At 42.4% G+C, this 23,804-nt stretch carries 20 protein-coding genes and 3 pseudogenes; 12 read left to right on the forward strand and 11 right to left on the reverse strand.

The features are described 5' to 3' along the window. Positions 1–24: 24 nt before the first annotated feature. Together sohB and BB427_RS18515 are read left to right on the forward strand one after the other, a co-directional pair. Positions 25–1,038: a protease SohB gene (sohB, locus tag BB427_RS18510; RefSeq protein WP_069022431.1), complete on the forward strand. Its 1,014-nt coding sequence runs from the start codon at positions 25–27 to the stop codon at positions 1,036–1,038. A 128-nt stretch (positions 1,039–1,166) separates the two neighbouring features. Then, on the forward strand, positions 1,167–1,475 hold the full coding sequence (locus BB427_RS18515; protein WP_069022433.1) for a hypothetical protein: 309 nt from the start codon (positions 1,167–1,169) through the stop codon (positions 1,473–1,475). 123 nt (positions 1,476–1,598) lie between these two features. On the opposite strand, the pseudogene BB427_RS18520 reads toward BB427_RS18515, so the two are convergent. Next, positions 1,599–2,569, reverse strand: a pseudogene (locus BB427_RS18520) (integron integrase). Between the two features lie 257 nt (positions 2,570–2,826). Here BB427_RS18520 and BB427_RS18525 point away from each other — a divergent pair. From BB427_RS18525 to BB427_RS24810, 3 genes are all read left to right on the forward strand, one after another. Next, the gene (locus BB427_RS18525) at positions 2,827–3,651 is read left to right on the forward strand and encodes a hypothetical protein (RefSeq protein ID WP_069022435.1); all 825 of its coding nucleotides are present in this window, start codon (positions 2,827–2,829) and stop codon (positions 3,649–3,651) included. A 125-nt stretch (positions 3,652–3,776) separates the two neighbouring features. After that, on the forward strand, positions 3,777–4,178 hold the full coding sequence (locus BB427_RS18530) for a GNAT family N-acetyltransferase (RefSeq protein ID WP_069022437.1): 402 nt from the start codon (positions 3,777–3,779) through the stop codon (positions 4,176–4,178). Between the two features lie 193 nt (positions 4,179–4,371). Beyond that, on the forward strand, positions 4,372–4,500 hold the full coding sequence (locus BB427_RS24810) for a hypothetical protein (protein ID WP_302622139.1): 129 nt from the start codon (positions 4,372–4,374) through the stop codon (positions 4,498–4,500). Between the two features lie 92 nt (positions 4,501–4,592). Here the strand turns inward: BB427_RS24810 and BB427_RS23985 are convergent. Both BB427_RS23985 and BB427_RS18535 read right to left on the reverse strand, forming a co-directional pair. Further along, a pseudogene (locus tag BB427_RS23985) lies at positions 4,593–5,021 on the reverse strand (transposase); the annotation flags it as partial. 236 nt (positions 5,022–5,257) lie between these two features. Further along, positions 5,258–6,052, reverse strand: a pseudogene (locus BB427_RS18535) (transposase); the annotation flags it as partial. Positions 6,053–6,171: 119 nt separating this feature from the next. Between BB427_RS18535 and BB427_RS18540 the strand changes: the two are divergent. Then, a complete protein-coding gene (locus BB427_RS18540; RefSeq protein ID WP_069022439.1) occupies positions 6,172–6,636 on the forward strand; it encodes a hypothetical protein in 465 nt (154 codons plus the stop codon). A 155-nt stretch (positions 6,637–6,791) separates the two neighbouring features. Here the strand turns inward: BB427_RS18540 and BB427_RS18545 are convergent, their stop codons facing one another. The 3 genes from BB427_RS18545 to BB427_RS18555 form a co-directional block, all read right to left on the reverse strand. Further along, positions 6,792–7,685 (reverse strand): ABC transporter ATP-binding protein, encoded by an 894-nt coding sequence (locus BB427_RS18545; RefSeq protein WP_069022441.1) that lies wholly within the window; start codon positions 7,683–7,685, stop codon positions 6,792–6,794. Next, positions 7,682–8,488: an ABC transporter permease subunit gene (locus BB427_RS18550; protein ID WP_017219506.1), complete on the reverse strand. Its 807-nt coding sequence runs from the start codon at positions 8,486–8,488 to the stop codon at positions 7,682–7,684. Before BB427_RS18550 ends, BB427_RS18545 begins: the two co-directional genes overlap by 4 nt. Before the next feature lie 175 nt (positions 8,489–8,663). Further along, positions 8,664–10,484: a M2 family metallopeptidase gene (locus BB427_RS18555; protein WP_045965750.1), complete on the reverse strand. Its 1,821-nt coding sequence runs from the start codon at positions 10,482–10,484 to the stop codon at positions 8,664–8,666. A 362-nt stretch (positions 10,485–10,846) separates the two neighbouring features. On the opposite strand from BB427_RS18555, the gene BB427_RS18560 reads away from it, so the two are divergent. After that, positions 10,847–13,117: an acyl-CoA dehydrogenase gene (locus BB427_RS18560; protein WP_069022443.1), complete on the forward strand. Its 2,271-nt coding sequence runs from the start codon at positions 10,847–10,849 to the stop codon at positions 13,115–13,117. 75 nt (positions 13,118–13,192) lie between these two features. On the opposite strand, the gene BB427_RS18565 is transcribed toward BB427_RS18560, so the two are convergent. Continuing rightward, positions 13,193–13,642: a hypothetical protein gene (locus tag BB427_RS18565; RefSeq protein ID WP_039497631.1), complete on the reverse strand. Its 450-nt coding sequence runs from the start codon at positions 13,640–13,642 to the stop codon at positions 13,193–13,195. Between the two features lie 116 nt (positions 13,643–13,758). Here BB427_RS18565 and BB427_RS18570 point away from each other — a divergent pair, with 116 nt between their 5' ends. Then, the gene (locus tag BB427_RS18570) at positions 13,759–14,745 is read left to right on the forward strand and encodes a WD40 repeat domain-containing protein (protein ID WP_069022445.1); all 987 of its coding nucleotides are present in this window, start codon (positions 13,759–13,761) and stop codon (positions 14,743–14,745) included. A gap of 62 nt (positions 14,746–14,807) precedes the next feature. Here the strand turns inward: BB427_RS18570 and astB are convergent, their stop codons facing one another. After that, positions 14,808–16,148 (reverse strand): N-succinylarginine dihydrolase, encoded by a 1,341-nt coding sequence (gene astB / locus BB427_RS18575; RefSeq protein WP_017219501.1) that lies wholly within the window; start codon positions 16,146–16,148, stop codon positions 14,808–14,810. Between the two features lie 179 nt (positions 16,149–16,327). Here astB and BB427_RS18580 point away from each other — a divergent pair, with 179 nt between their 5' ends. The 4 genes from BB427_RS18580 (at position 16,328) to BB427_RS18595 (ending at position 20,077) form a co-directional block, all read left to right on the forward strand. Next, positions 16,328–16,822, forward strand: a complete 495-nt coding sequence (locus BB427_RS18580; protein WP_017219500.1) for a cupin domain-containing protein — start codon at positions 16,328–16,330, stop codon at positions 16,820–16,822. Continuing rightward, positions 16,815–17,393 (forward strand): pyridoxine/pyridoxamine 5'-phosphate oxidase, encoded by a 579-nt coding sequence (locus BB427_RS18585; protein WP_017219499.1) that lies wholly within the window; start codon positions 16,815–16,817, stop codon positions 17,391–17,393. Before BB427_RS18580 ends, BB427_RS18585 begins: the two co-directional genes overlap by 8 nt. A 77-nt stretch (positions 17,394–17,470) precedes the next feature. Beyond that, positions 17,471–19,366 carry a DUF294 nucleotidyltransferase-like domain-containing protein gene (locus BB427_RS18590; RefSeq protein WP_069022447.1) on the forward strand — a complete coding sequence of 632 codons (1,896 nt, stop codon included), beginning with the start codon at positions 17,471–17,473 and terminating at the stop codon, positions 19,364–19,366. A 9-nt stretch (positions 19,367–19,375) separates the two neighbouring features. Beyond that, complete coding sequence (locus BB427_RS18595) at positions 19,376–20,077, forward strand: 3'-5' exonuclease (RefSeq protein ID WP_010378609.1); 702 nt, start codon at positions 19,376–19,378, stop codon at positions 20,075–20,077. 65 nt (positions 20,078–20,142) lie between these two features. Here the strand turns inward: BB427_RS18595 and BB427_RS18600 are convergent, their stop codons facing one another. The 3 genes from BB427_RS18600 to BB427_RS18610 all read right to left on the reverse strand — a co-directional run bounded on the left by BB427_RS18600 (position 20,143) and on the right by BB427_RS18610 (position 23,788). Then, positions 20,143–21,717, reverse strand: coding sequence for a BCCT family transporter (locus tag BB427_RS18600; RefSeq protein WP_017219496.1), 1,575 nt, complete (start codon positions 21,715–21,717; stop codon positions 20,143–20,145). A 697-nt stretch (positions 21,718–22,414) separates the two neighbouring features. Beyond that, positions 22,415–23,080 (reverse strand): CoA transferase subunit B, encoded by a 666-nt coding sequence (locus tag BB427_RS18605; RefSeq protein ID WP_010378611.1) that lies wholly within the window; start codon positions 23,078–23,080, stop codon positions 22,415–22,417. 9 nt (positions 23,081–23,089) lie between these two features. Continuing rightward, positions 23,090–23,788 carry a CoA transferase subunit A gene (locus BB427_RS18610; protein WP_069022449.1) on the reverse strand — a complete coding sequence of 233 codons (699 nt, stop codon included), beginning with the start codon at positions 23,786–23,788 and terminating at the stop codon, positions 23,090–23,092. Between the last annotated feature and the right edge of the window lie 16 nt (positions 23,789–23,804).

The following is a 23,804-nucleotide window of genomic DNA, read 5'->3' on the forward strand; positions in this document are numbered from 1 at the left end:
TATGAGCTAAATGAGGAGAACGACTTGGCATTTTTGTTTGAATATGGGTTATTTCTAGCCAAGACAGTAACCATTATCTTTGGTATTGCAGTCGTCATTATTTTGATGGTGGGAGCAAGCTCAAAACCAAAATCGAAAAAGGGTGAAATTGAAGTTACCGATTTAAGCGACAGTCTGTCGCAATCTAAACAACAGTTTTTGCAGCAAACGCTTGATAAAAAGGCGTTAAAAGCTCTAAATAAGTCGCAATCAAAAGCGCAAAAAAATAAAGATAAAGAAGCAGAGAAAAACGTTTTTTATCTTGAATTTAACGGAAGTATGGACGCTCACGAAGTCGCGGGTTTAAGAGAAGAGATCAACGCTATTTTAACGATTGCAGATAAAGAAAAGGATCAGGTTATTGTGTCTGTAGAAAGTGGTGGTGGGGTTGTTCACGGTTATGGCCTTGGTGCATCGCAGCTTACGCGTATCAAGCAAGCGGGTATTCCTCTAACCGTCTGTGTAGACAAGGTTGCTGCAAGTGGCGGATATATGATGGCCTGCGTTGCAGATAAGATTATTGCAGCACCATTTGCAATTATTGGTTCAATCGGTGTGATTGCGCAGCTCCCCAACTTCAATCGTTTATTGAAAAAGAATAACGTTGACTTTGAAATGGTAACCGCTGGTGAGTATAAGCGTACACTCACGCTGTTTGGTGAAAATACGGATAAAGGCAGAGAAAAGTTTAAAGAGGAGATTGAAGAAACGCATGGTCTGTTCAAACACTTTGTCTCTGATAATCGTGTCGATCTCGATATTGAGAAAGTGGCCACTGGAGAACATTGGTTTGGTACACAAGCGTTAGAACTTAAACTAGTCGATGAAATCTCAACCAGTGATGATTTACTCATGTCACTAAATGAAAATCACCAGCTTTATAAGGTGGCTTATAAGGCTAAAAAAGGCGTTGCTGAGAAGTTTGGACTTCAGTTAGGGCTCGCCATTGAACGTTTCTCCGTAAAAGCGTTAACAAAACTAAATCAATCTAAATATTAGTGATTGCTGTTCAGTTTATGTCAATAATCTTTATTTCAAACTATTAACAATACTTTATAGACGGCGTTGTGTTCACAAAACGCAGATGCACAAAACGCATGACGCCGCGCTCTAAAAGAGAGGTTGTTATGAATAAAGTTATTGTACTTTCTCTACTTACCTTTAGTCTGACTTTAGGTTTAAATCAGGCGAATGCAAAACCGGACAAATTACCACCGGGCCTTGAGAAAAAGTTGAAGCAGGGCAAACCACTTCCGCCTGGTTGGCAAAAAAAGCTCCAAGTTGGAGAACGCTTAGATCCAGATATCTACGACCATGGCAAAGTGATTTATCGTGACAGTGATCGGGATTTGGTAACGATAAGCGTTGAAGGTAGAGTCATCAGGGTACTTGAAAACACCCTAGAAATTGTCGAAATTCTCAAAGGGATGAGATAATCTGAATTAGTTCAGACAGGGCTTGCAGGTAGTCATGCGCGAACTACGGACGGCCGCTTTACTGATGAGTTTTATTTCTCTAATGTAGACATTTAGCTAACTCAGTCCTGACCAAAAAATAAGCTAGAAAATTTTACTCAAAGGGCTAACAACACCGTTTGCGCCTTGCTGTAAAACATGGGTATAAATCTGAGTGGTTTTAACGTCTGAATGGCCTAACTGAGCTTGTACTGTTCTAATGTCTGCACCACTTTGTAGTAAATGAGTAGCAAAAGAGTGGCGAAAGTGTGGGGCGTTACAAGCTTAGTAATATTTGTCTGCTTAAGCGCATTTTTCACCGCCTTTCTAACACAAGTATGATGAAAATGATGGCGCCGGATCTCGCCAGTCTCAGGGTCGGCGCTTAATTTATAAGACGGGAATAAATATTGCCAAGCCAGTGACTTGTTAGCCGATGGATATTTACGAGCCAACGCGTTTGGCATCCAAACACCTGCATATCGCTCATTCTGTAAATCTAACTTTAGATACTCTTCCACCTGAAGTATTTGGTTCCTAAGTAATGGGAGCAACTCAGTAGCCAATGCAACAATTCGATGCTTGTTGCCTTTTCCATTCCATACTTGAATACATTTATAGTCAAAATCAATGTCCTTTGTCCTAAGTTGCACAGCTTCCATAACCCGCAAACCACTACCGTACATTAACCCTGCAAATAGGTAATACCGTTTGGACAGGTGACTCATCAGTTGTTTTACTTCATCTGGCGTCATCACCACGGGTAATTTGGGTTGTTTTTTAGAGCGAACGAAATTCAAGTTTAGAGAAAGCTCATTCTTAATGATGTGTTTGTATAGAAAGACTAATGCATTTAATGCAGTTGCTTGAGTTCGAGGCGCTACATTACCTTTGAGCACGATATGATCCAAGTAAGTTGTTACCTCATTATCTCCCATTGAAGCTGGGTGACGCTTATCATGAAAATGAATATAAGAACTTATCCATTTTAAATAAGTTTCAATGGTCCTAAGCGAGTAATGGCGGCTTAACATGTAATCAGCAATTGAGTTCAAAAATGGCGAACGTGTTTTCATAAAGACTCTCTTTGAATGCTGTTTTTATATACAGTTATAGTGAAACTTCCCCCATATTCAAGAAAATGAGCAATTTGCGCATTTTTTGCCTTAGAACAGTTTATTAACCAGCAAATATTTTTATAGCTAGCAAAAGGTTAGTAAGTTTGATACAAACGTAATAGTCAGAAAAGTGAGCCATTGCGTGGTAGAAAAATGCGCGATTTGCGCACTATTAAAATGTTATAAATCTACTCGAGTATTGGCCGTAATCTAATATGAATAATGAATTAATAATGTCCATTTTAACTGCATTGCTTGTGTTAGTCGGTATTGCGCAGATTAAAATGCTATTTAGTCAAAAGCATCAAAATCAACTTGCATTACTTCAGGACTATAGAAATAGGTGGTGGAACCTAAAAAAGCAATGGGCGACAGTTGTGTATGTCGGAAGAAGAGAAGGTGATTATTATCAAGTCGCAGATCAAAGTCTACTTAAAGCGCTTGATAAGGTTAAAGGCGAATATTATCTTAGCGCACCTACCGTCTGGGCACTAGAATCGGTCCGAGACGTTTCGAATATATTTAGTGATATTTGTATACGGATACTTCAAGGACACTTGGATATAAAAGATGTATACCCAATATTTGGTAGTGAATTACTACGACAAGGACGCCCACTCAGAATACTTTTGGATGTTTACTATCCCAAGGATCATGACCCAATGGAGGGAAGAGCGCATGGTGGCATTAGAAAAGAGCTGCAAGACTGGTTGATTTATCATGACGGAATAAGACGACGCTGCTTAATACTAATAGATCTTTTATGGGCAGAGGGTGTTCGCCTTGGAGATATATGCCCTAGTGACATAAAAAATGCAGCTAAAGCTAAGATTTATACGGCAAAAAAAATCAACGATAGATTAAGCATTGAAACAAGAAAAGTTAATAACTCGATGTGCTTAATTCGAATACCTAAGCTTAAATCTCATTTAAAGCATTCTCAGTATCGTAAAGGATTTTGGGAGAATGGTATCGACGAAGTCGAGTTAAGTGAACTTGAAAAGAAGTGGGAGGACATGCTACTTAGAGACTATCGTTGAAAAGATTTATAACAAGGCATTTAAACGGATTCGTAACAGTTTGCTCGGTTCCGCTTCGCTACACATTTTAGCAAACTCTTACTCACCGCTTAATGCGGCGTTATATTTTCAGAGGTACTAATCACTTGCAGTACACAAACGAAAACTATTTTATTTATGATGACGTTGAACGCGTCGATTTGCCCAAAGTAAAAGAGCTATTATCAATCTCCTATTGGGCTTCAGAACGGACCATTGATGTAATTGAAAAATCAGTTGAAAACTCGGAATGCTTTTCACTTTACGACGGTGAAATTCAAATAGGGTTTGCTCGTGTTGTATCTGATTTCTCAACTTTTGGGTATATCGCTGATGTTATTGTAGACCCCGATTATAGGGGGCAAGGGCTAGGAAAGTGGCTAGTGGAAACAGTGGTAAATGACCCACGTTGGAAAGGTAAGTTTTTAATGTTGGCGACTGATGATGCACATGGTTTGTATCAAAAACATGGCTTCAAGCAAAGTCCAAAGTTTATGGGTGTCTATTAAAAAAATATAAAAAATAGAATATCATTGATGACATATATGGACGTTCTGCTGCTGTCAAGTAATATGTACTAGCTCAAACTTGACCTGACAGTTACCCGTTTTTCAATCGGTGACTGTCAGCCTAGATTTGGGCTAAATTCTTTTCAACCCAGATCGATTTCCCATCTAATAATGTTTCAAATAGCCGGAATCAATGACACCCACCATTATTTGTACCACCATTATTTGTATCTATGCTGGCAAAGTGAGATTAAAACGTGCGGAAACACTTAAAGAATATGGACAAAAAGCGTTCTTAGATAGGGTGACCTTTGGCGGGTAAGCGTATCGCTACACTAAAATTGGGTTATCGCGCACGACAACGCGCTGTAAATACAGCAGTAAGAAATTCTAGCGTTGAGAATGTGAGTTTTGCTAAGCCAACAAGCGCTCACAATTTGTGAGGTTTGTCCGTCGTCGTTTTTGCAGTGTTTCGCAGTAAGCGGTTATTGTTCGCTCTCGGCCAACTGCACCATGGAATACCCGTGAAAATTGCGTAGTGAGTTTTATCCAGTTTTCCGGTTCTATATTTAATCGAGTAAGAATGGGTTGAGACTCAAAGATATAACCATGTTTATCAGCTCGAATACACTGGCCTGTAAGTTCAACTAATTCAATATAGGATTTGAGTTCAAAAGGCAGGCATTTAGGCATGTGTTTTCGTGGGCTGCCAGCAAAGCGTAATAGACTTTTTGGTTGTTTGCCCAGCTTAGCGTGGTCAATGCGTTTTTTGATGCTGGTGTACTCTGAGGTTTCAGGCGTTGCGGCGATGTTGGCTCTAATGGGGTTTAAGTCTACGTATGAGCGGAATCAATGACACCCACCATTATTTGTGAGCGGAATCAATGACACCCACCATTATTTGTACCACCATTATTTGTATCTATGCTGGCAAAGTGAGATTAAAAAGTACGAAAACACTTAAACGAAGATGGACAAAAACGTTCCTAGATAGGTTGATTTTTAGCACTCAAGCACATCTCTACACTAAAACAGGATTATCACGCACGACAACGCGCTGCAAATACATCAGTAAGATGTGACTCAAAGATATAGCCTCGTTTGTCGGCTCGAATACACTGTCCTGTGAGTTCAACTAACTCAATATAGGATTTGAGTTCAAAGGGCAGGCCTTTTGGCATGTGTATTCGTGGGCTGCCAGCAAAGCGTAGTAGGCTTTTTGATTGTTTTCCTAATTTTGCATGGTCAATGCGCTTTTTGATGCTGGTGTAGTCTGAGGTTTCAGGCGTTGCGGCGATGTTTGCTCTAATTGGGTTTAAATCTACATATGCTAAACACGCAGCCAGTGCTGCCTCGTCCAGTAATGCTTGGGATTTAAATCGTCCTTCCCAAAATCGGCCTGTACAATTATCTTCTATATTTGCTCGGCGGGCGATGTCTTCGTTAAGTACCCGCATAAACCAACTAATATCCGCTAGTCTTCCCCTGTAATTATCAACCAGCTCATCGAGTATAAATTGCTCCGACTCATTGAGTGGCTCACCTTCAGTAAATTTTTGGCTTATCCAATTGCCTTTAAATAACTTGTGCCACCGCACCACAATCGCTTTATCCGACAGGCGCTTAGCCTTTTTATCATCAACATATAAAACAATGTGAGTGTGATTACTCATCACGGCGTAAGCACAGACATCAATACAAAACACAGACCCCAACACCAATAGCTTGTCTTCAACCCAATCCCGGCGGTGCTCGTATGATTTGCCAGTAAGTTTATCTTCACCGCACAGAAAGGCACGCCTTACGCAACGGGAGATACAGTGGTAGTATTTGGTGTCGGTTAAACTGATTTGCTTTTTACGGGCAGTAGCCATAGTTTGGTTTCCTCAATCCTTTGAGTGCAGAATTAAAGCTTAGGCGGTATCTTAGGAAGGTGCAAGTTAGTGGTGGGTGTCAGCGATTTGGCTTTAGGTACAGCAGGAAGGAAAGATCCGTGAATAAATTTATATTAGTGTTATTTTGTTTTCTTTTTTCATTTTCTAGTAGTGCACACGATAATTTCACGTCGGAGCAACTAATAGAGAAAGCAAAAGTATTTGTAGCGGCAAAAAATGCGCGTCAACAACCCAATACAACAATAAAAGAGATAGAAAACTATATCTCATTACTTTCTGATGACTTTATCGATGAACACGTCAAATTTAAATTTACTTATACAGATAAATCTAAACTCCGAGAGGATATGATTAATAAATTAAAAGATGAAGTCATTCATAGTTCAATAGAAATAAATGAGGTAATGGTTGGCGCTAATGTCGTCATTGTAAAAATGACCGAATCAGGCAAAGTAAAACCTGCTCATTTAGATAAAACTATTGAGTATAGTAAAACCAATATTGTTTCACTTGAGTTTAATAAAGAGGGCTTAGTTACGCACATTCGTCGACACCACGGGTAATTTATAACCATACAAACGCTTTAACAAATTAGTAGTGGATGTCAGCGATTTGGTCCGATTTGGCTCAAAAAACGCCCGATGAAGTTCATCGAGCGCTTTAATTTCAAAAAGTGTCAAACCACATGCTAAGACGGGTCAACTAAACTAACCGTGTGCTAGCCGAACAGTTCATCTTCTAGTGTTTTACCGTTAACTAACGATTTGTAACGCCAACCCTGATCACGGCAAAGCTTGAGTACATCAATATCAACCTGTTGGCCGCTACGATACTCAATAAGCAGGGCGCCACTGGCATTTACCGTCACCTCTTCAACGCCTTGTAAGGTCCTCAAAAGCGCTATGTGACTACTGGTGCCAGACTCTTTAAGTTTTACAGTTAGCGTGGCAAGTTCCGCTTCTTGGATGCGGTCAACAGCGGTTAATTTACCATGCTGTAAATGTAATACCTGGTCGCACAAATCATCGAGTTCTACTAAATCGTGTGAACTCAAAATAAAGGTCGTTTCAGATTGAAGCCTTTTTACTAGGTTTCTGATCTCACGAGCATTCACGGGATCTAATCCAGCCGTGGCTTCGTCAAGCAGTACAATTTCAGGCTGTGAAAGTAGCGTTTGGGCAATACAGATACGTTTTCGCATGCCATGAGATAACTCATGAGGTTTAGCGTGATAACAGTCTTTGAGGTCGACAAGCTCAAGCACTCTATGCGTTTCACTCTCGGCCGCTTTCGCATCTAAACCTTGAAGCTGTCCGTATAAACGTAGCTGATTACTGACAGAAAACCTTGGATCAAGCTGAGCATCCTGTGGAAGTGCGGCAAGGCGGCCAAAAAGTGCAGCGCTGCCAGGCTTATGGCCCAAAATTTTAACACTGCCAGCATCTGCATTTAGATACCCGCAAAGTGTGCTAAAAAGGGTGGTTTTACCCGCACCATTGGGGCCGACAAGCGCAATAGGTGAACCTGCGTTTAGGGTGAAAGATACGTTATCTAGTGCGCGCTTTCGTCCATATGCTTTCACTAAATTATTAACTTCAATAATGCTAGTCATAGCGCGCGCCTTCTTAATAGTTCACAGCTAATTGCAATCAATACGAAGCTATGCAGCACCGGTGTGGCAAAGCGAGTGAGGTTGATATTCTGTGCGATGGTTTCTGAGCCTTGGAACCCAGGAAAAAGATAAAAAAGGTACTCTGCGTAAGCGCTGTACTCAAGTGCAAAAGCGACTAAAGTGGCGAGCGTTAAGTAGGTTAAAATTGCGTAAATCATGCTCATTTTACTAGAGTTAGCAAAGTGATTAGCCACAGACATCAGGGCAATAAATGGCGCAGTAATAAGCGTTAGCTCTAGGACAATTAATGTCGCCCGAGTAAGCCCTGTGAGCCATAAGCTTGGGTCGCGCACCACCATTAATATCCAAGCGCCTACAGCAGAAATAGCTATGAGCAGCAACGTATTGAATACCTGTCCAACAAAGCGACCAACAACAATTTCCGCGCGAGATGTGCGCAGAGTTAGAAATCTGAGTGTGCCGCGGGTTCTATCTTCTACAGTTTGATCTGCACTTGAAAAGATCACAAAAAGAGGAAATAAAAAGATTGACCAAACTAAGTACAGTGCAAGCTCCATTTCAGGCCATTGGGCAATACGATGCATACCAACGACGCCAGAAAAACTCTGAATCATATTTTTGAAGTTGGGGTCGCTGACAATGGATACCGCTTCAGCAATGGCGTAGCGCAAAATGGCATACCAAACTAAAACAAATGCGGCGATGGCTATCCATCCGCGTTTCGTTGCAAACAAGCGTTGCAATTCAAAGATGGCTATCAGGCCAATTCTTTTTATATTCATAAGGATCCTTGCAAGTGACAACACAGACTTTCACTACTAGAGCGGTAGGCTGACTTTGATTTGAGCGTATATGATTGGCGCTAAAAAAGGAAGTTACTGAACTGTAACAAAATTAAACCAATAAAAAACGGGCACGATTGAGTGTGCCCGTTGCTGAGTTTAAATTTGCTAGCAATTACCAGCCGCAATTACGGCCTTTATTTTGCTCATCTAGGTATTTTTGCAATGGTGCAAAGTAGTCAAGTACTGCTGTTGCATCCATTTCATCTTTACCTGTTAGCGTTTTAAGTGCTTGTTGCCAAGGTTTGCTGCTGCCCATTTCAAGCATGGCATTTAAACGCTCACCAGCTGCTTTCGAGTTGTAAACAGAACAGCGGTGAATGGCTTCTTTGCTGCCAGCAATTTCACAAAGTGATTTGTGGAATTGGAACTGCAAAATATGCGCTAAGAAGTAACGAGTGTAAGGGACATTACCAGGTACGTGGTATTTTGCACCTGGGTCAAAGTCATTTTCAGTACGTGAAATTGGTGCTTTAACACCTTGATATTTCTCCCTTAATTCCCACCACGCTTGGTTGTACTCTGCTGGAGAAATCTCACCAGAGAATACTTTCCAGCGCCATTGGTCGACAAGTAGACCAAATGGAATGAATGCAACTTTATCGAGTGCCATCTTCATCAATAGACCGATATCTTTTGACTCATCCGGTACGTTATCCAACAAACCAATTTGCTTTAAGTAGCCAGGTGTTACAGATAGCGCGATAGTGTCGCCGATAGCTTCGTGGAAGCCATCGTTGGCGCTTTCTTGGTAATATACAGGCTGCTGATTGTAAGCGCGTTGATAGAAATTATGGCCTAGTTCGTGGTGGATAACTGAAAACTCTTCACCGGTGCGTTGGATACACATTTTGATGCGTAGGTCGTCTTTGGCATCTAAGTTCCAAGCTGATGCATGACATTGTACGTCGCGATCTTGTGGTTTAATAAATAAAGAACGTTCGTAGAAAGTCTCAGGTAATGGAGCAAAACCCATTGAGGTGAAGAACTTTTCTGCACCTTTTACCATTTTGATTTCATCGTAGTTGTGTTTAGCCAGTAGCGCCGTTACATCATAACCCGGATCTGCGTTTTCTGGCGCGACTAAGTCATAGATATTGCCCCAGCTTTGTGCCCACATATTGCCAAGCAAGTGTGCAGGAATAGGCTGGTCTTGAGGTACTTTATCTTCGCCGTATTTCTCGCCAAGCTTGGCTCTAACATGACAGTGAAGCGAATCGTATAGCGGCTTTACTTGGTTCCAGGTACGGTCAAGTTCTTTTGCAAAGTCGTCCGCTGGCATGTCGTATTTACTGCGCCACATTGCGCCTGTGTCTGCGTAGCCAAGCTCATTAGCACCTTCGTTGGTAAGTACAACTTGCTTTTCATAGAGTGGACGCATCGGCTTTGACACTTCACGCCAACCTTGCCAGATGTCTAAAAGCTCTTCATAGTCGCGACTATTTGCCATCTTAGCCGTCATTTCACCAAGGCTTAGGCAAGTGCCATCATCTTTACAGTATTTGCCCTTTCCGTACATACCATCAAGCTCTGCAGTGAGCTTTGCAAGTTCCGCTGTTTTGTCAGCATCTTTTGGTGCAGGTAATGTCAGGTTTAGCTTCAATTTATCAAGCTTACGTCGGGTATCTTCGCTTAACGCCAAGCCATCAAATTGTGCTGCTTGGTTAGCAAGCTCCACGAGCGCAGCGGTGTATTCCTCATTCACGTCTGCAGCAAGTGAAGCTGTGTCGTGAGTAATAAAGTTCGCATAAATCCAAGCTGAGCGGCTAGAGCGGAAGTTAAGGTCAACCAGCTGCTCTGACGCCTTATCTAAAAATGCAACTGCATCGGCTTCTGATAATGCTTTATTTGTAGTTTCAGTGGATTTGCAGGCAGAGAGTGCAAAAGTACTGGCAACGATGAGTGCGCCAACACTTAACTTAAATCTTGGTTTCATAGGGTTCACTTGTTGTTTTAATTAATACACGAGCCGACTTAACACTAGACGGCGTTTTAGTATCTATAGCCAGCTACACTAATTGGGTTAATTGCTACAAATCAGCAAGTAAATTAATCCAATTAGTATTAGTCATATGAACAACTAATCGTAGTGAGCGCGGCTTTTACGCGCAGCAAAGCATCTTTTTTTGCTGTGGTGGCAAGAATAATAGCAGGACGACTTTAAAACGACAATTTTGCGATGGACAAACAATGAGATGCGAGCGCAGATAAAAGTTGAGTTAGTGTGATTATTAACCATAATTAAGGCAGTCAATTGTATCAAAAGGCCGTATTTGAAGCCTGCAAAAAGGAGTGCATATGACTTTAGTTTTATTGGTGATATTGGCAATTGTGGTGGTATTTTGTGTCCGTGATATCAGGGTTAAGTTGATCACTAAACCGCTCTTTAATTATTTCAAAACATCATTACCGGAACTCTCCCAAACCGAGCGAGAAGCGATGGAGGCGGGGAGTATCTGGTGGGATGGCGCGTTGTTTTCTGGTAAACCGAATTGGCGAAAGTGGTTGAGTAATGATAAGCCAAAGCTAAGCGATGAAGAACAGGCATTTATAGATAACGAATTACATACGCTGCTAAAAATGCTTGATGAAGAAAAAATATCTGAGGCTCAAGACTTGCCTGAAGACGTTTGGCAATTTTTAAAAGAAAAGGGCTTTTTTGCTTTTATTATTCCAAAGGCTTTTGGAGGTCGGGAGTTCAGTGCTCAGGCGAACTCCACCATCGTTGCAAAAATAGCCAGCCGTAGTTTGTCTACTGCAGTAACCGTGATGGTGCCAAATAGTTTAGGCCCTGCAGAGCTGCTGCTTCATTATGGCACCAATGATCAGCAGAATACTTGGCTGCCAAAGCTTGCCTCGGGTGAGGCGATACCTTGTTTTGCATTGACCTCGCCAGAGGCAGGATCCGATGCTGGTAGCATTCAAGACTTTGCGATTGTGTGTGAGCGTGAATTTGAAGGAGAAAAGCAAATTGGACTTGCGGTAACTTGGCAAAAACGATACATCACGCTGGCGCCCGTCGCTGATGTATTAGGACTTGCGTTTAAGGTTTACGACCCAGATCAATTGCTTTCAAATAAAGTAGAGCTTGGGATCACTTGTGCACTTATTCCGACTACACATGAAGGTGTAAAAACTGGAGATCGACATAACCCGCTGGGGCAAGCTTTTATGAATGGCACAACCAGTGGTGAAGATGTTTTTATTCCAATGGCTTGGGTGATAGGCGAACAAGCAGGCATCGGCAAAGGGTGGCGCATGCTGGTGTCGTGTTTAAGTGCTGGACGGGGGATATCTTTGCCTGCACTGAGCGCGGGAACCGCTCAATTAAGTGCCAGAACGACTTCGGCTTACGCTGGTGTCCGTCGTCAATTTGGTGTACCTATCTCTGCCTTTGAGGGAGTGCAAAGCGCGTTAGCCAGAATTTATGGCTATAGCTATCTTATTGAAGCGGTGAGACAAACCACTGCGTTGGCAATTGATTTAAAGCAAAGTCCTTCGGTAGTCACTGCGATTGCCAAGTATCACCTCACAGAGCATGCAAGGGTAGCATTAAATGATGCGATGGATATTCATGGCGGCAAAGCCATTCAAATGGGGGAAATGAATTATCTTGCTCACAATTACATGGGCATGCCGATTTCTATTACCGTTGAGGGCGCCAATATCTTAACTCGAAGCTTGATGATTTTTGGTCAAGGTGCGACGCGTTGCCATCCTTTCATACTGAAAGAAATGAGTATCGTACAGCAAGAAGATCAATTAATCGCTTTGAAAGAGTTTGATGAAGTGCTTTGCAAACACTTGCAGCATACCTCTGTGAATGGGCTCAAGGCGTTTTTTAATGGCTTCACACTAGCACGTTTCGAACGTGCGCCAGTGAGTGGTGATGTGGCGACGTATTACCGACGTCTAACATGGTTGAGCCAAGCGCTCTCAGTGTATAGTGATATTGCTATGTTAAAGCTAGGCGGTTCACTAAAACGTAGAGAAATGCTCTCTGCAAAATTAGGAGATGTTCTGAGCTTTCTTTATATCGCATCATGCGTATTAAAAAAATACGAAGATGATGGCCGTCAACAAGGGGACTTACCGCTGGTAAAGTTTGCCTTAGATCACTGTCTTAACGAAGCAAGTAAGGCTATTTATGCATTTTGCGATAACTTTACCGCAGCACCTCTGGCATTTTTGTTAAAACGTTTGGCGTTTCCCGTTGGTAATTGGATCAAAGCGCCGAGCGATAAATTGGCGGTGCAGGTATGTAGCAATGTTTCTGATCACAACTCGACCCGAGAACGTATCTCGCATCTGTGCGCCGTGGTAAAACACTCTGCGATAGATACGGTTGAGCATGCTTATTTACTGGAAAAGGCGCATGCTCCACTAATGGCAAAATATCGTAAGTGGTGTAAACAAAACAGCGTGAAACTGGTGGGTAAGACATTGAATGAAAAACTCAGTATCGCAATGGACGACAACGTGATTGATGATAAGAGTTCTGAAACTATCTTTTGTATTGAAACGTTAGTTGCAAAAGCGATTGCTGTTGATGCAAAAGCGCCCAACTAGTTTGTTGTGACAGAGGATTTTGGCTAATTTGTTAAAAAAGCCCCGACAACGGGGCTTTCCTTTCTTATTCTTGAGTTAACGTGCAAAGGGGTCTGCTAGTACTTTGTCTACGTACCATTTGCCTTTTTTGCGTACCATACTAACACTACGCATGTCGTCTACTTGCTCACCGTGGAGCTGACCGGTAAAAATTAAATTAATTTTTGCGCTGTCGCCATACTGTTCGCGCAGACTTTGATTGGTCATATCGACTTCTATGGTGACTTCATCGTATTGCATATTCACTAAATTTCTGGCGAATTGCGACGCAGTACCGTAAGAGCGCATGATACGCGCGTGACGGGGAGTGGCGATTTTCATTGCAGCGTCTAAATCTTTTTGATTATAGAGTGCGTCAAAATACATGGTTGCGGCATATCCAGGAGTGTCCTTGTCACCACTGACATTATCCTCAGAGCCACACGCTGAAAGTAAAATCATTGCGGCTAAGACAACGAAAGTTTGCTTAATAAGTGACTTTGTCATGCTAAAATACATCATATGCAGTCTAAAATTATTCACAATAAGTTAAGTTTGTCTGCTAACGGCCGATATGTAAAGCCAGTAAATGAAATAAATGTATTATGTGCTAAGGGTTTAAGATGTCTCGTTTAATATCACTAGCTTGTTTCGCTTTATTTTTATTAGGGTGTGGATCGCAGCCTGAAATTAGTAAAGGGGTAACAAGCCAGTTGACGCAAAATGGCATAATACTTGGGCACTTTTCTAAAGATGGAAAGTGGAGCGTAACATTAGACAGTAATGCTGAAATCCATATTTATGACAATGCCAATAAGTCTGTCATATTCTCAGTACCCAAAGACAAAATAAAAACACCAGTCAAAGAAGTTTTATTGTCAGATGATAAGGAAATGCTCATCGTGGCAGGTGAAAACCTTATCTCAATTTGGTCTGTTTCAAAGCAAAAGTTGATAACGAACGTACCTTTTGCTGGGGTGAGTCCACTTGCTTCAATCTCTGCTTTAGCGCTTTCCCATAATAATCAGCGTTTGCTAGTTGCGATGGATGATGGCTCACTCAATATGGCGGATCTATTCACTAAGTTAAACAATCGTTTTATGCCACATACTCGACCGATAGAGCATTTGGCCTTTGATAATAGTGGCGACTATTTTGTTACCGGCGCACAAGATGGGTTGGTTGCCCTTTGGCAATTTGCGTCACCAGAACCTTTGTATGAGCATCAATTTAGTCATCGTGTTACCAGTTTAACAGTGAGCCATGATGGCAAGCATTTATTTGTCTCAGATGGGTTGAATGCGCAACATGTTCTGGATTTTGAGTCTGGAAAGCAGCTCAGTGAACTAAAGTATATGGCCCGTTTTAAGATGTTTAGAAAGGCCAAGTTTATTTCTGACTCAGGCTTACTCGCGACATCATCGTCAAAATCTCATCTCTCCATCTGGCGCTATGAGAGCGGGGAAGAATTAGGCACTTGGTCTATTCATACTGAAAGTGAGGGAGCAACGGTAGTCGATATGTATGTCCCAAACCCGGACACCTTAGTAACGTTAAATAGCGACGGTATGCTTGAGACGTGGGCGGTTAATGTACTTGCTAAAAAGTAAGGGAGTGAAAGCACTCCCTTTAAACCTCAGATTAATTGCAGTTCAACAAGCAAAACTTGCAATTAGGCGCGTTGGAATTCGTATACGCTACCAAGATTGAGTAATTGGGTGAGTTCATCCAATGCGGCATAGGACTCTTGCAAAAGGCTCGGATCAGCTAAATCCTGTTCTGTGACTTTATCGCGATAATGTTTATTGACCCACGCGCTTAGTTGAATAAATTTGTCTTCACTCATCATCACTTCTGGATTTACCGCTTTTAGCTCAGCTTCATTGAGTGCTACACGTAATCGCAAACATGCAGGCCCACCACCATTTTGCATGCTTTGGCGTAAGTCAAAAAAGCGTACTTGCGAAATCGGATTTTTTGCACCGAGCATATATTCGATATACGCGGCAACGTTATCATTCTTCGCACATTCCTCCGGTGCAACCAGCATCATCTCGCCTGATGGCAAGGTGATCAATTGAGAATTAAATAGGTAACTTTTTACTGCGTCTTCAACACTCACTGCATGCGTCGGAACTTCGACAATATGCAAAGGCTTTTCGCCGATATACGCTTGTCTAATTTTAGTTAGACTGGAGGTTTGATCAATAAAGGCTTGATCATGGCAAAACAGCACATTCTCATTGCCTACCGCAATGACGTCATTATGGAACACGCCTTGATCAATCACATTTGGATTTTGCTGGATAAAAATTGCTTGCTTATCATCTAATTGATGTAGCCTTGCAATCGCTTGACTTGCTTCTAATGTTTGCCGAGCAGGATATTTAGTAGGACCCTTTATATCGCTGTTAAAGCCACTTGAACCGTACACAAATAATTGTAGACCTTTACTGCCATGGCTATCGGCGAGGCGAGTGTGGTTCGCAGCACCTTCATCGCCAAAAAAAGGCTGCTCAGGCAAATGCTGGTGATGTGCAAAATATTGCGCATTGGCGAACATAGCACGAAGTAAATTCGTGGTGGTTTCGGGCTCTATTGAACGGTGGAATTTGCAGTTTAAATTGGCACTTGTGAAATGAACTTTGCCATCGCTAGAATCAACAGAAGGCGACACAGTCGCCGCATTTGCCGTCCACATTGCAGAGGCAGAGTAACAAGCTCGAAGCAATATTGGATCGTGTTTATACGCTTTTTCAAGTACTTGAGCATCGGTGCCTGAAAAGCCAACACGGCGCAGTGGAGCTAAACTCGGGCGTGCATGAGGTGCAAATATCCCTTGTTTTAGGCCGATATCATGCATTGCTTTCATCTTTTCAAGACCTTGCAATGCCGCTTCTTTTGGATTAGAAACACTGGTAGCGTTAGAAAGTGACGCGACATTACCATAAGATAATCCGGCATAATTATGTGTTGGCCCTACTAAGCCGTCGAAATTGACTTCATAAGTCATGAGTGCGGTTCCTGTTGCGAATAGTTATAGATAACTAGTATGAGGCGGTTTTGCTGGTTTTTAAAGTGACCTAGGTCAAATTATGGATGTAATTGAAAGCAGTTCAATTGCTGTAATTTAAGCTAATATCCTTTAAACACATACCTTTAGGTTAAGCCCAACATAAGGAGTTTGAAGAAATGGAAAAATATATTGTAAGTAAAGCTGAAATCGAAGCATTAAAAGGGGAAAAAAGAGTTCATTTTCTGAACCCAAATGCGCAGAGGCTCAATAAATCACTTGGAGACTTAACTGGTATAACAGGATTCGGTTTTCACATCATAGAAATCCAGCCGGGGTTCGATTCGACTGAAACACATATGCATTATCACGAGGATGAATGTGTGTATATATTGCAAGGCACTGCTGAAGCGTACATTGGCGATGAGGTAATTGGTGTTGGTGAAGGCGATTTCATAGGATACAGAGCCTGTGGTAAGCCTCATAAGTTAGTAAACAATAGCGATGTTACATTACGTTGTATTGTAGTTGGTCAGCGCTTACCGCATGATGTTGGTGATTATACAAAGCAAGGTAAGCGGATCTACAGGCAAAAAGGTTTGCCGTGGAATGTGGTAGATATTAATGACATTATGGAACCGATGAAAAATAATCAGGATAATAATAATGATTAATCCACTCGAAAAGTTTGAATCTTGGTGGCAGCAAGCTCTGAAAAACAATCCATTAAATCAGCCCAATGCGGTATGTGTCTCAACAATTGATGAAAATGGGTTTCCTACAGGTAGATTTGTTGATTTGAAAGCGGTTAATGAGGGTGGCTTTGTATTTTGTTCATATTTCGATTCTGCGAAAGGCAAGCATTTAGAAAATCTTCCTAACATCGCGATGACAGTTTGGTGGGATCATGTTGGGTATCAGGTCCGTATTGTTGGCAGAGCAAAGAAGATTTCAGATAGAGATGCGGATATATATTGGCAAGGGCGCTCTAGAGATGCTCAACTAACCACAACGTCATTTAACCAAAGTGCAATTATGCGAGATCAAAGTGATCTGACTGAAAAATTAAGAATTGCGGAATTAAGATATAGCACGAATCCAATTCCAAGACCCGAAAATTGGGGTGGCTATTGCATCAACCCTATTTCCATAGAGTTTCTCACTTTTGCTGAGACTCGGCTACATCTTAGAGAGTCTTATGAGCGTAGTGGTGAGCAGTGGAAAAAACAATTGCTGCAGCCTTAGTTAAACCGACTTTCATTGCAAATTTATCCCTCGTTGCCCACAATAGGGTTAAATTCCTTTTTATATCAAGGAAAACCATGGAAGTTGAACATCAGGAAATTGCCAATTTTTTAGTAGCTTACCCGCCGTTTTCGGATTTGCCTCAAGAGGCACTACATAAACTCGCAAGCCAAGTCGAAGTAGGTTACTACCGAGAGGGCAGCGGTATTTTGGAATATGGAGAGCAGATCACTTACCTGTATGTGATCCGATCTGGTGCTGTCGAGCTTTATCGGCGCTCAGGTGAGTTATACAATCGTATTTCCACAGGTGGGATCTTTGGCCAGCGTGGGTTATTGATGAATCGTAAAGTTCGTTTTGGCGCTCAAAGCCTTGAAGATACACTGGTGTATTGTATTCCCGTTGGCATTTTTGATGAGTATTGCGACGTTTATGAAGCGTTTGCTGATTATTTTGAAGCTGACGATAATGCGAGACTAAAAATCACGGTTTCTGAGCAAGCCGACAGCAATGATTTGACCACGGCCAAAGTGCGTAAACTATTGCTACGCGATGTGGTGTACGTTGAACGCAACGCTACGGTACAGCAGGCAGCTCAAGTGATGGCAAAAGAGCATGTGTCATCACTACTTATCTATGACCCCGAGAAACCTGTTGTCGAAGATCCAGATGAAGATGATGGTCAGGTGGTTGGCCTTATCAGTGACAGAGATCTTCGCACAAAAGTAGTCGCAGAGGGGCTGAATTATCAAACTCCAGTCTCTGAGATTATGTCGACCGATCTTATTATCGTTGACTCCAATGCCTATGTCTTCGAAGCCATGATGCTGATGCTAAGAGACAATGTGCATCATTTGCCCGTTGTTCATAAGCGTAAACCGATAGGAGTGGTCGCGCTATCCGATATTTTGCGCTATGAGTCTCAAAGCAGCCTGTTGTTTGTTAGAGGGCTAATGGACCAGCAAAGTGTTGAAGACTTGAGTAGTTACGCCAAACAGCTTCCTGCAATTTTTACTCGGATGGTGAATGAAGATGCCAACTCACACATGATTGGTTCTGCGATGTCGATTATAGGCAAAACGTTTAAACATAAGTTACTCGAACTCGCGGAAGCAAAATTAGGCGCGCCACCAATCCCTTACTGTTTTATTGCCCTTGGTTCAATGGCTCGGGATGAACAATTAATTGTGACCGATCAGGATAATGCATTGATCTTGGATGACAGTTATCGATCCGCTGAGCATGGAGCTTACTTCGAAAAGCTGGCGAAGTTTGTGTGTGATGGTCTAGCCAATTGCGGCTACAAATATTGCGATGGTGGGATCATGGCAAGCAATCCTGCTTGGCGCTTAACTTATAGTCAATGGTTAGCACAATTTGAAGACTGGATAGAAAATCCCAGTCCTGAGGCTTTGCTTAATAGTTCGATTTTCTTTGATCTGGAAGGCGTATGGGGTGAAACAAAATGGGCTGAGAAACTTACCGCTTTTATCAGTAAAAAGGCCAAAAATACCCCAAAATTTTTGGCTGCGATGGCACATAATGCGCTAAGAAGGACACCGCCTTTAGGATTTTTTAATGGTTTTGTCCTTGAGCAAGACGGCGAGCACAGGCGTTCGATGAACATTAAACGCCGTGGCACAGCACCGCTTTCAGATTTGGTTCGAGTGCATGCCCTTGGCGTTGGCTCTAAAAAACAAAACTCCTTCGAGCGATTAGAAGATATTGATGAGGCAAATATACTGCCAAAGGGCAAGGTGCTAGATCTGCAAGCTGCGCTTGAATACATCGCCATCATGCGTATTCGTCACCAAGCATGGCAAATTGAGCAGGGCGAAAAGCCTGATAACAGCTTGCCACCAGAAACACTCTCTGATTTTGAACAGCGTAATCTTAAAGAAGCTTTTGGCGTGTTAGACAAAGCACAGAGCTTTTTAAAGTTTCGCTATCAAAACAAATCCATGATGAAGTAGCGGTGTAACATGCAAGGCGAGATTATGTCATGGCCAAATCGCTTTCAGCATTTGGCAAAAACGTCGCAAGACCCAAGAATTCAAGCATTTTATCAGCAAGGAGTGGTAGATCCTTACCAGCAATTGAGTCAGTGTGAGTTTGTTGCCCTTGATTTTGAAACTACAGGGCTCGACCCAAACATCGATGACATTGTGAGCGTTGGCGTAGTGCCATTTGACTTACGACGGATCCGCTTGGCTCAAGCCAAGCATTGGTTAGTGAAGCCAACCAGTCCGCTGGCTGAGGAGTCTGTGGTACTGCACCGGATCACACACTCACAAGTCGAAAGCGCGCCAGATCTGCAAGATATTCTTGAAGAGGTGTTTGCTTCGTTGCATGGTAAAGTCATTGTGGTGCACTATCAGTTTGTCGAGAAGTCATTTTTCAATTCTGCGCTAAAAGCAAGATTGGGTGAGGGTATTGAGTTTCCAGTGATTGATACGATGGAAATTGAAAAGTCAGCGATAAACAACGCCAGAAGCTGGCTTGATAAGCTCAAACGTAAACCTATTCCTTCGGTACGCTTAGCTGACTGCAGAAAGCGCTATGGGCTTCCCTATTATCAGCCACATCATGCCTTGTCCGACGCATTAGCAACGGCGGAGTTATTTCAAGCTCAAGCTCAATATTGTTTAGACCCTTCAGACATGGTGAAACGATGGTGGAGCTAAACCCAAATAACAAAAAAATCGGAGCAAATATTGCTCCGATTTTTTAATTGCATAAGTTAAGTTGATTAACTTTTAGGCTCAGTTCGAAGCCCGAGGATTAAACTTACACACATCAGTAGTAGTACAAAAGTAAACGGTAAACCTGTTGAAATAGCACCCGCTTGTAGTGCTTCGATTGCTTCTTTACCGCCGATCCAAAGTAGCGCTGCCGCAATTGCACCCTCAATACTTGCCCAGAATATACGTTGCGGTACTGGGGCATCTATTTTACCTCCAGCGGTAATACTATCGATAACCAAAGAACCTGAGTCCGACGAGGTAATGAAGAAAACCAGTACAAGTACAATCGCCGTGAACGAGAGTAAATCGCTCATAGGTAGGTTTTCAAACATTTGGAACATCGCAAGTGGTACTTCAGTCAAGCCATCAGTACCTAAAGCGCCAATGCCATTTTTTACCTGATCGATAGCAAGGCCACCGTAGATTGACATCCAGATCACGGTTACCAATGTCGGGATTAATAATACTGCGGTAATAAACTCGCGGATGGTGCGACCCTCAGAAACGCGTGCGATAAACATACCGACAAACGGTGACCAAGAAATCCACCATGCCCAATAAAATACGGTCCAACCTTGGAACCATGCTTCATCTTCACGACCATGCGGATTACTCAGTGGAATGATATTTTCAACGTAGGCCATTAAAGTCGTCGGAATATTACCCATGGCAATCGCAAAACCTGCAATACCAACGAATACTAGTAACACAAATGCAATTAACATATTAACGTTACTAAGTAGCTTTACACCGCCATCAATACCGCGAACAACCGAAATAATCGCAAGGGCAGTAACACCCACAATCACGGCAATTTCTAGACCGAGACCTGCTTCTATGCCAAATACATGTTGGATCCCAGCACCGGCTTGCTGTGCGCCCAGACCGAGTGATGTCGCGAGGCCAAACAAGGTAGCAAGAACGGCGAGAATATCGATGATATGGCCTGGCCAACCCCAAGCTCTGTCCCCTAAAATAGGATAAAAGATTGAGCGGATCGACAGTGGTAAGCCTTTATTGTAGGCAAAGAATGCTAAAGAAAGCGCGACGACGGCGTAAATGGCCCAAGGATGCAAACCCCAATGGTACATGGTCGCGCCCATCGCAAGTTCTGCTGCCTCAGGAGTGTTTGCTGCAACATTTAACGGTGTTTTGTACCAGCCTGTGTAGTAGGCGACAGGCTCCGCTACACCCCAAAACATCAGACCAATACCCATACCTGCTGCAAATAGCATCGCCAGCCAAGACGCCCGAGTGTAGCTTGGTTTGGCGTTTTCACCACCTAAACGAATTTTACCGTAAGGCGATAAAACGAGCACCAAACAAAATAGCACAAAGAAATTACCAGACCACATAAATAGGGCATCAAAGTTACCTATGATATCCCACTTTATGCCGTCTAAAGTGGTTTTAGCTGTGTTTGCATCAACTAATAATACGGCGACTAAAAACGCCAGTATTAATCCTGCACTTACACCAAATACAGGGTTATGTACGTCAAACCCCCACTTTTGAACATTGTCTTGTCCAACGGTGTAGTCTGTATTATCGATGCTGTACTTATCGTGGTGATTGCCCATGATATCCTCTTGTTGTTCTCATCGTGATACGACACCAAGCTGATATACTGAATTAATCGCTAGACAATGGTTGATAACAATTCGACATAAACTAACTATGCAACAAAGCAAAATGTAATCTGGCTATTAATGCTAATCATTAGCGGCTTAGAATGACTTTATCAGCCATAAAAAATGCTAGCCATAAGCCACAAAAACTACTTAGTCTAGTTTAGATTATTTAGCGTATTCATTCGTTTTATGCGTTTCAACCATATCAGCCGAATGACTATCTAAATATATGATGGGTTTATGTTAGTTACAGCGACAGTATACTGCCTCAATACTTGTAATTAAGATAAACCAACCGAACCGTTATGCTACTAAGCTATGGTATCAATATATTGTGTCAACTTGATATTCAGTCGATGCTTCAAAGCAGCAACTCTTTAGTTTTAAGCTGTACTGGCAGGTGAATATTCAATGCCAACCAAAACTATCTCTACTAGTTTAGGGGGTGAGATTGAAAAGTAAATGGCTACTGAATTTTTTATTTAAAAATCATCACATTCATCAACTAGACATGGAGAGTGGTGTAGAGTAAAGAGTTTTCCTTCGATGGCATGTGAAAAAAAACCCCTCTTGCGAGGGGTTTTGGGTAACTCAGCGCCTTTGGCACTGGGAATGAGGTCGGTACATTTGTAAGTTAGGGTGTGTCTTACGACGCCTCAAACTGCATTTCAGGGATCTCACCATCGACGATAAGCTTGCCTGCAGTTTTGCTGATTATTTCATCAACACTAACACCCGGTGCGCGTTCTAGCAAATGGAATGCGCCGTCTTTTACTTCTAACACAGCTAAATCTGTTACGATTTTCTTTACACAATTTACGCCGGTTAGCGGCAATGTGCATGATTCAAGCAATTTAGAATCGCCGTGTTTGCTAGCATGGGTCATGGTCACTATGATGTTGCGTGCACCAGCAACCAAGTCCATTGCACCACCCATGCCTTTGATTAATTTTTTCGGGATCATCCAAGACGCGATATTGCCTTGTTGATCAACTTCAAATGCACCTAGTACCGTCAAGTCTACATGACCACCACGGATCATGGCAAAGCTTTCCGCACTATTAAAAATTGCTGCACCTGTCGCTGCTGTCACGGTTTCTTTACCCGCGTTGATCATATCGGCATCAACTTGGTCTTCGGTTGGGTAGGGACCCATACCTAACAAGCCATTTTCCGATTGCAGCATCACTTCGATGCCTTTTGGCACGTAGTTAGCCACTAAGGTTGGAATACCTATGCCTAAGTTAACGTAGTAACCGTCTTCAAGCTCTTGCGCCACGCGCATCGCAATTTGTTCACGATTTAAACCCATGATTGCCTCCTATTTGCGCGTTGTGACACGTTCAATACGTTTTTCAAAGTCACCTTTGATCACGCGATTGACATAAATACCTGGGGTGTGGATTTGACTCGGCTCAAGCTCACCCGGTTCCACAATTTCTTCAACTTCCGCGACGGTGATTTTTCCGGCTGTCGCTGCCATTGGGTTAAAGTTCATTGCTGTGTGGCGGAACACCAAGTTGCCATAGCGATCTGCTTTCCAAGCCTTAACAATGGCAAATTCACCAGTAATTGATTCTTCCAAAATATATGGTCGGCCATCAAATTCTTTTACTTCTTTACCTTCAGCAACGGGAGTACCGTACCCTGTTGCCGTGTAAAAAGCTGGGATCCCAGCGCCACCAGCGCGCATCTTCTCTGCAAGCGTACCTTGTGGTGTTAATTCAACGTCAATAATGCCATCGAGAAGTTGTTGTTCAAACAGCGCATTTTCACCAACGTAAGAGGCGATGATCTTCTTAATTTGACGATCTTTGAGCAAAATACCTAAACCAAAGTCGTCGACCCCACAGTTGTTTGAAACCACGGTAAGTTCTTTTGTTTGCAGGTGCTTAATTTCTGCAATTAAGCCTTCTGGAATACCACACAAACCAAAGCCACCTGCGATGATGGTATCGCCGTCTTTAAGACCCGCCATCGCTTCGCTGTAGCTTGATACGACTTTATCGAAACCGGCCATAAGCCCACTCCTAATA

The sequence above is a fragment of the Pseudoalteromonas sp. BMB genome (assembly GCF_001709235.1).
GTDB lineage: Bacteria > Pseudomonadota > Gammaproteobacteria > Enterobacterales > Alteromonadaceae > Pseudoalteromonas > Pseudoalteromonas maricaloris.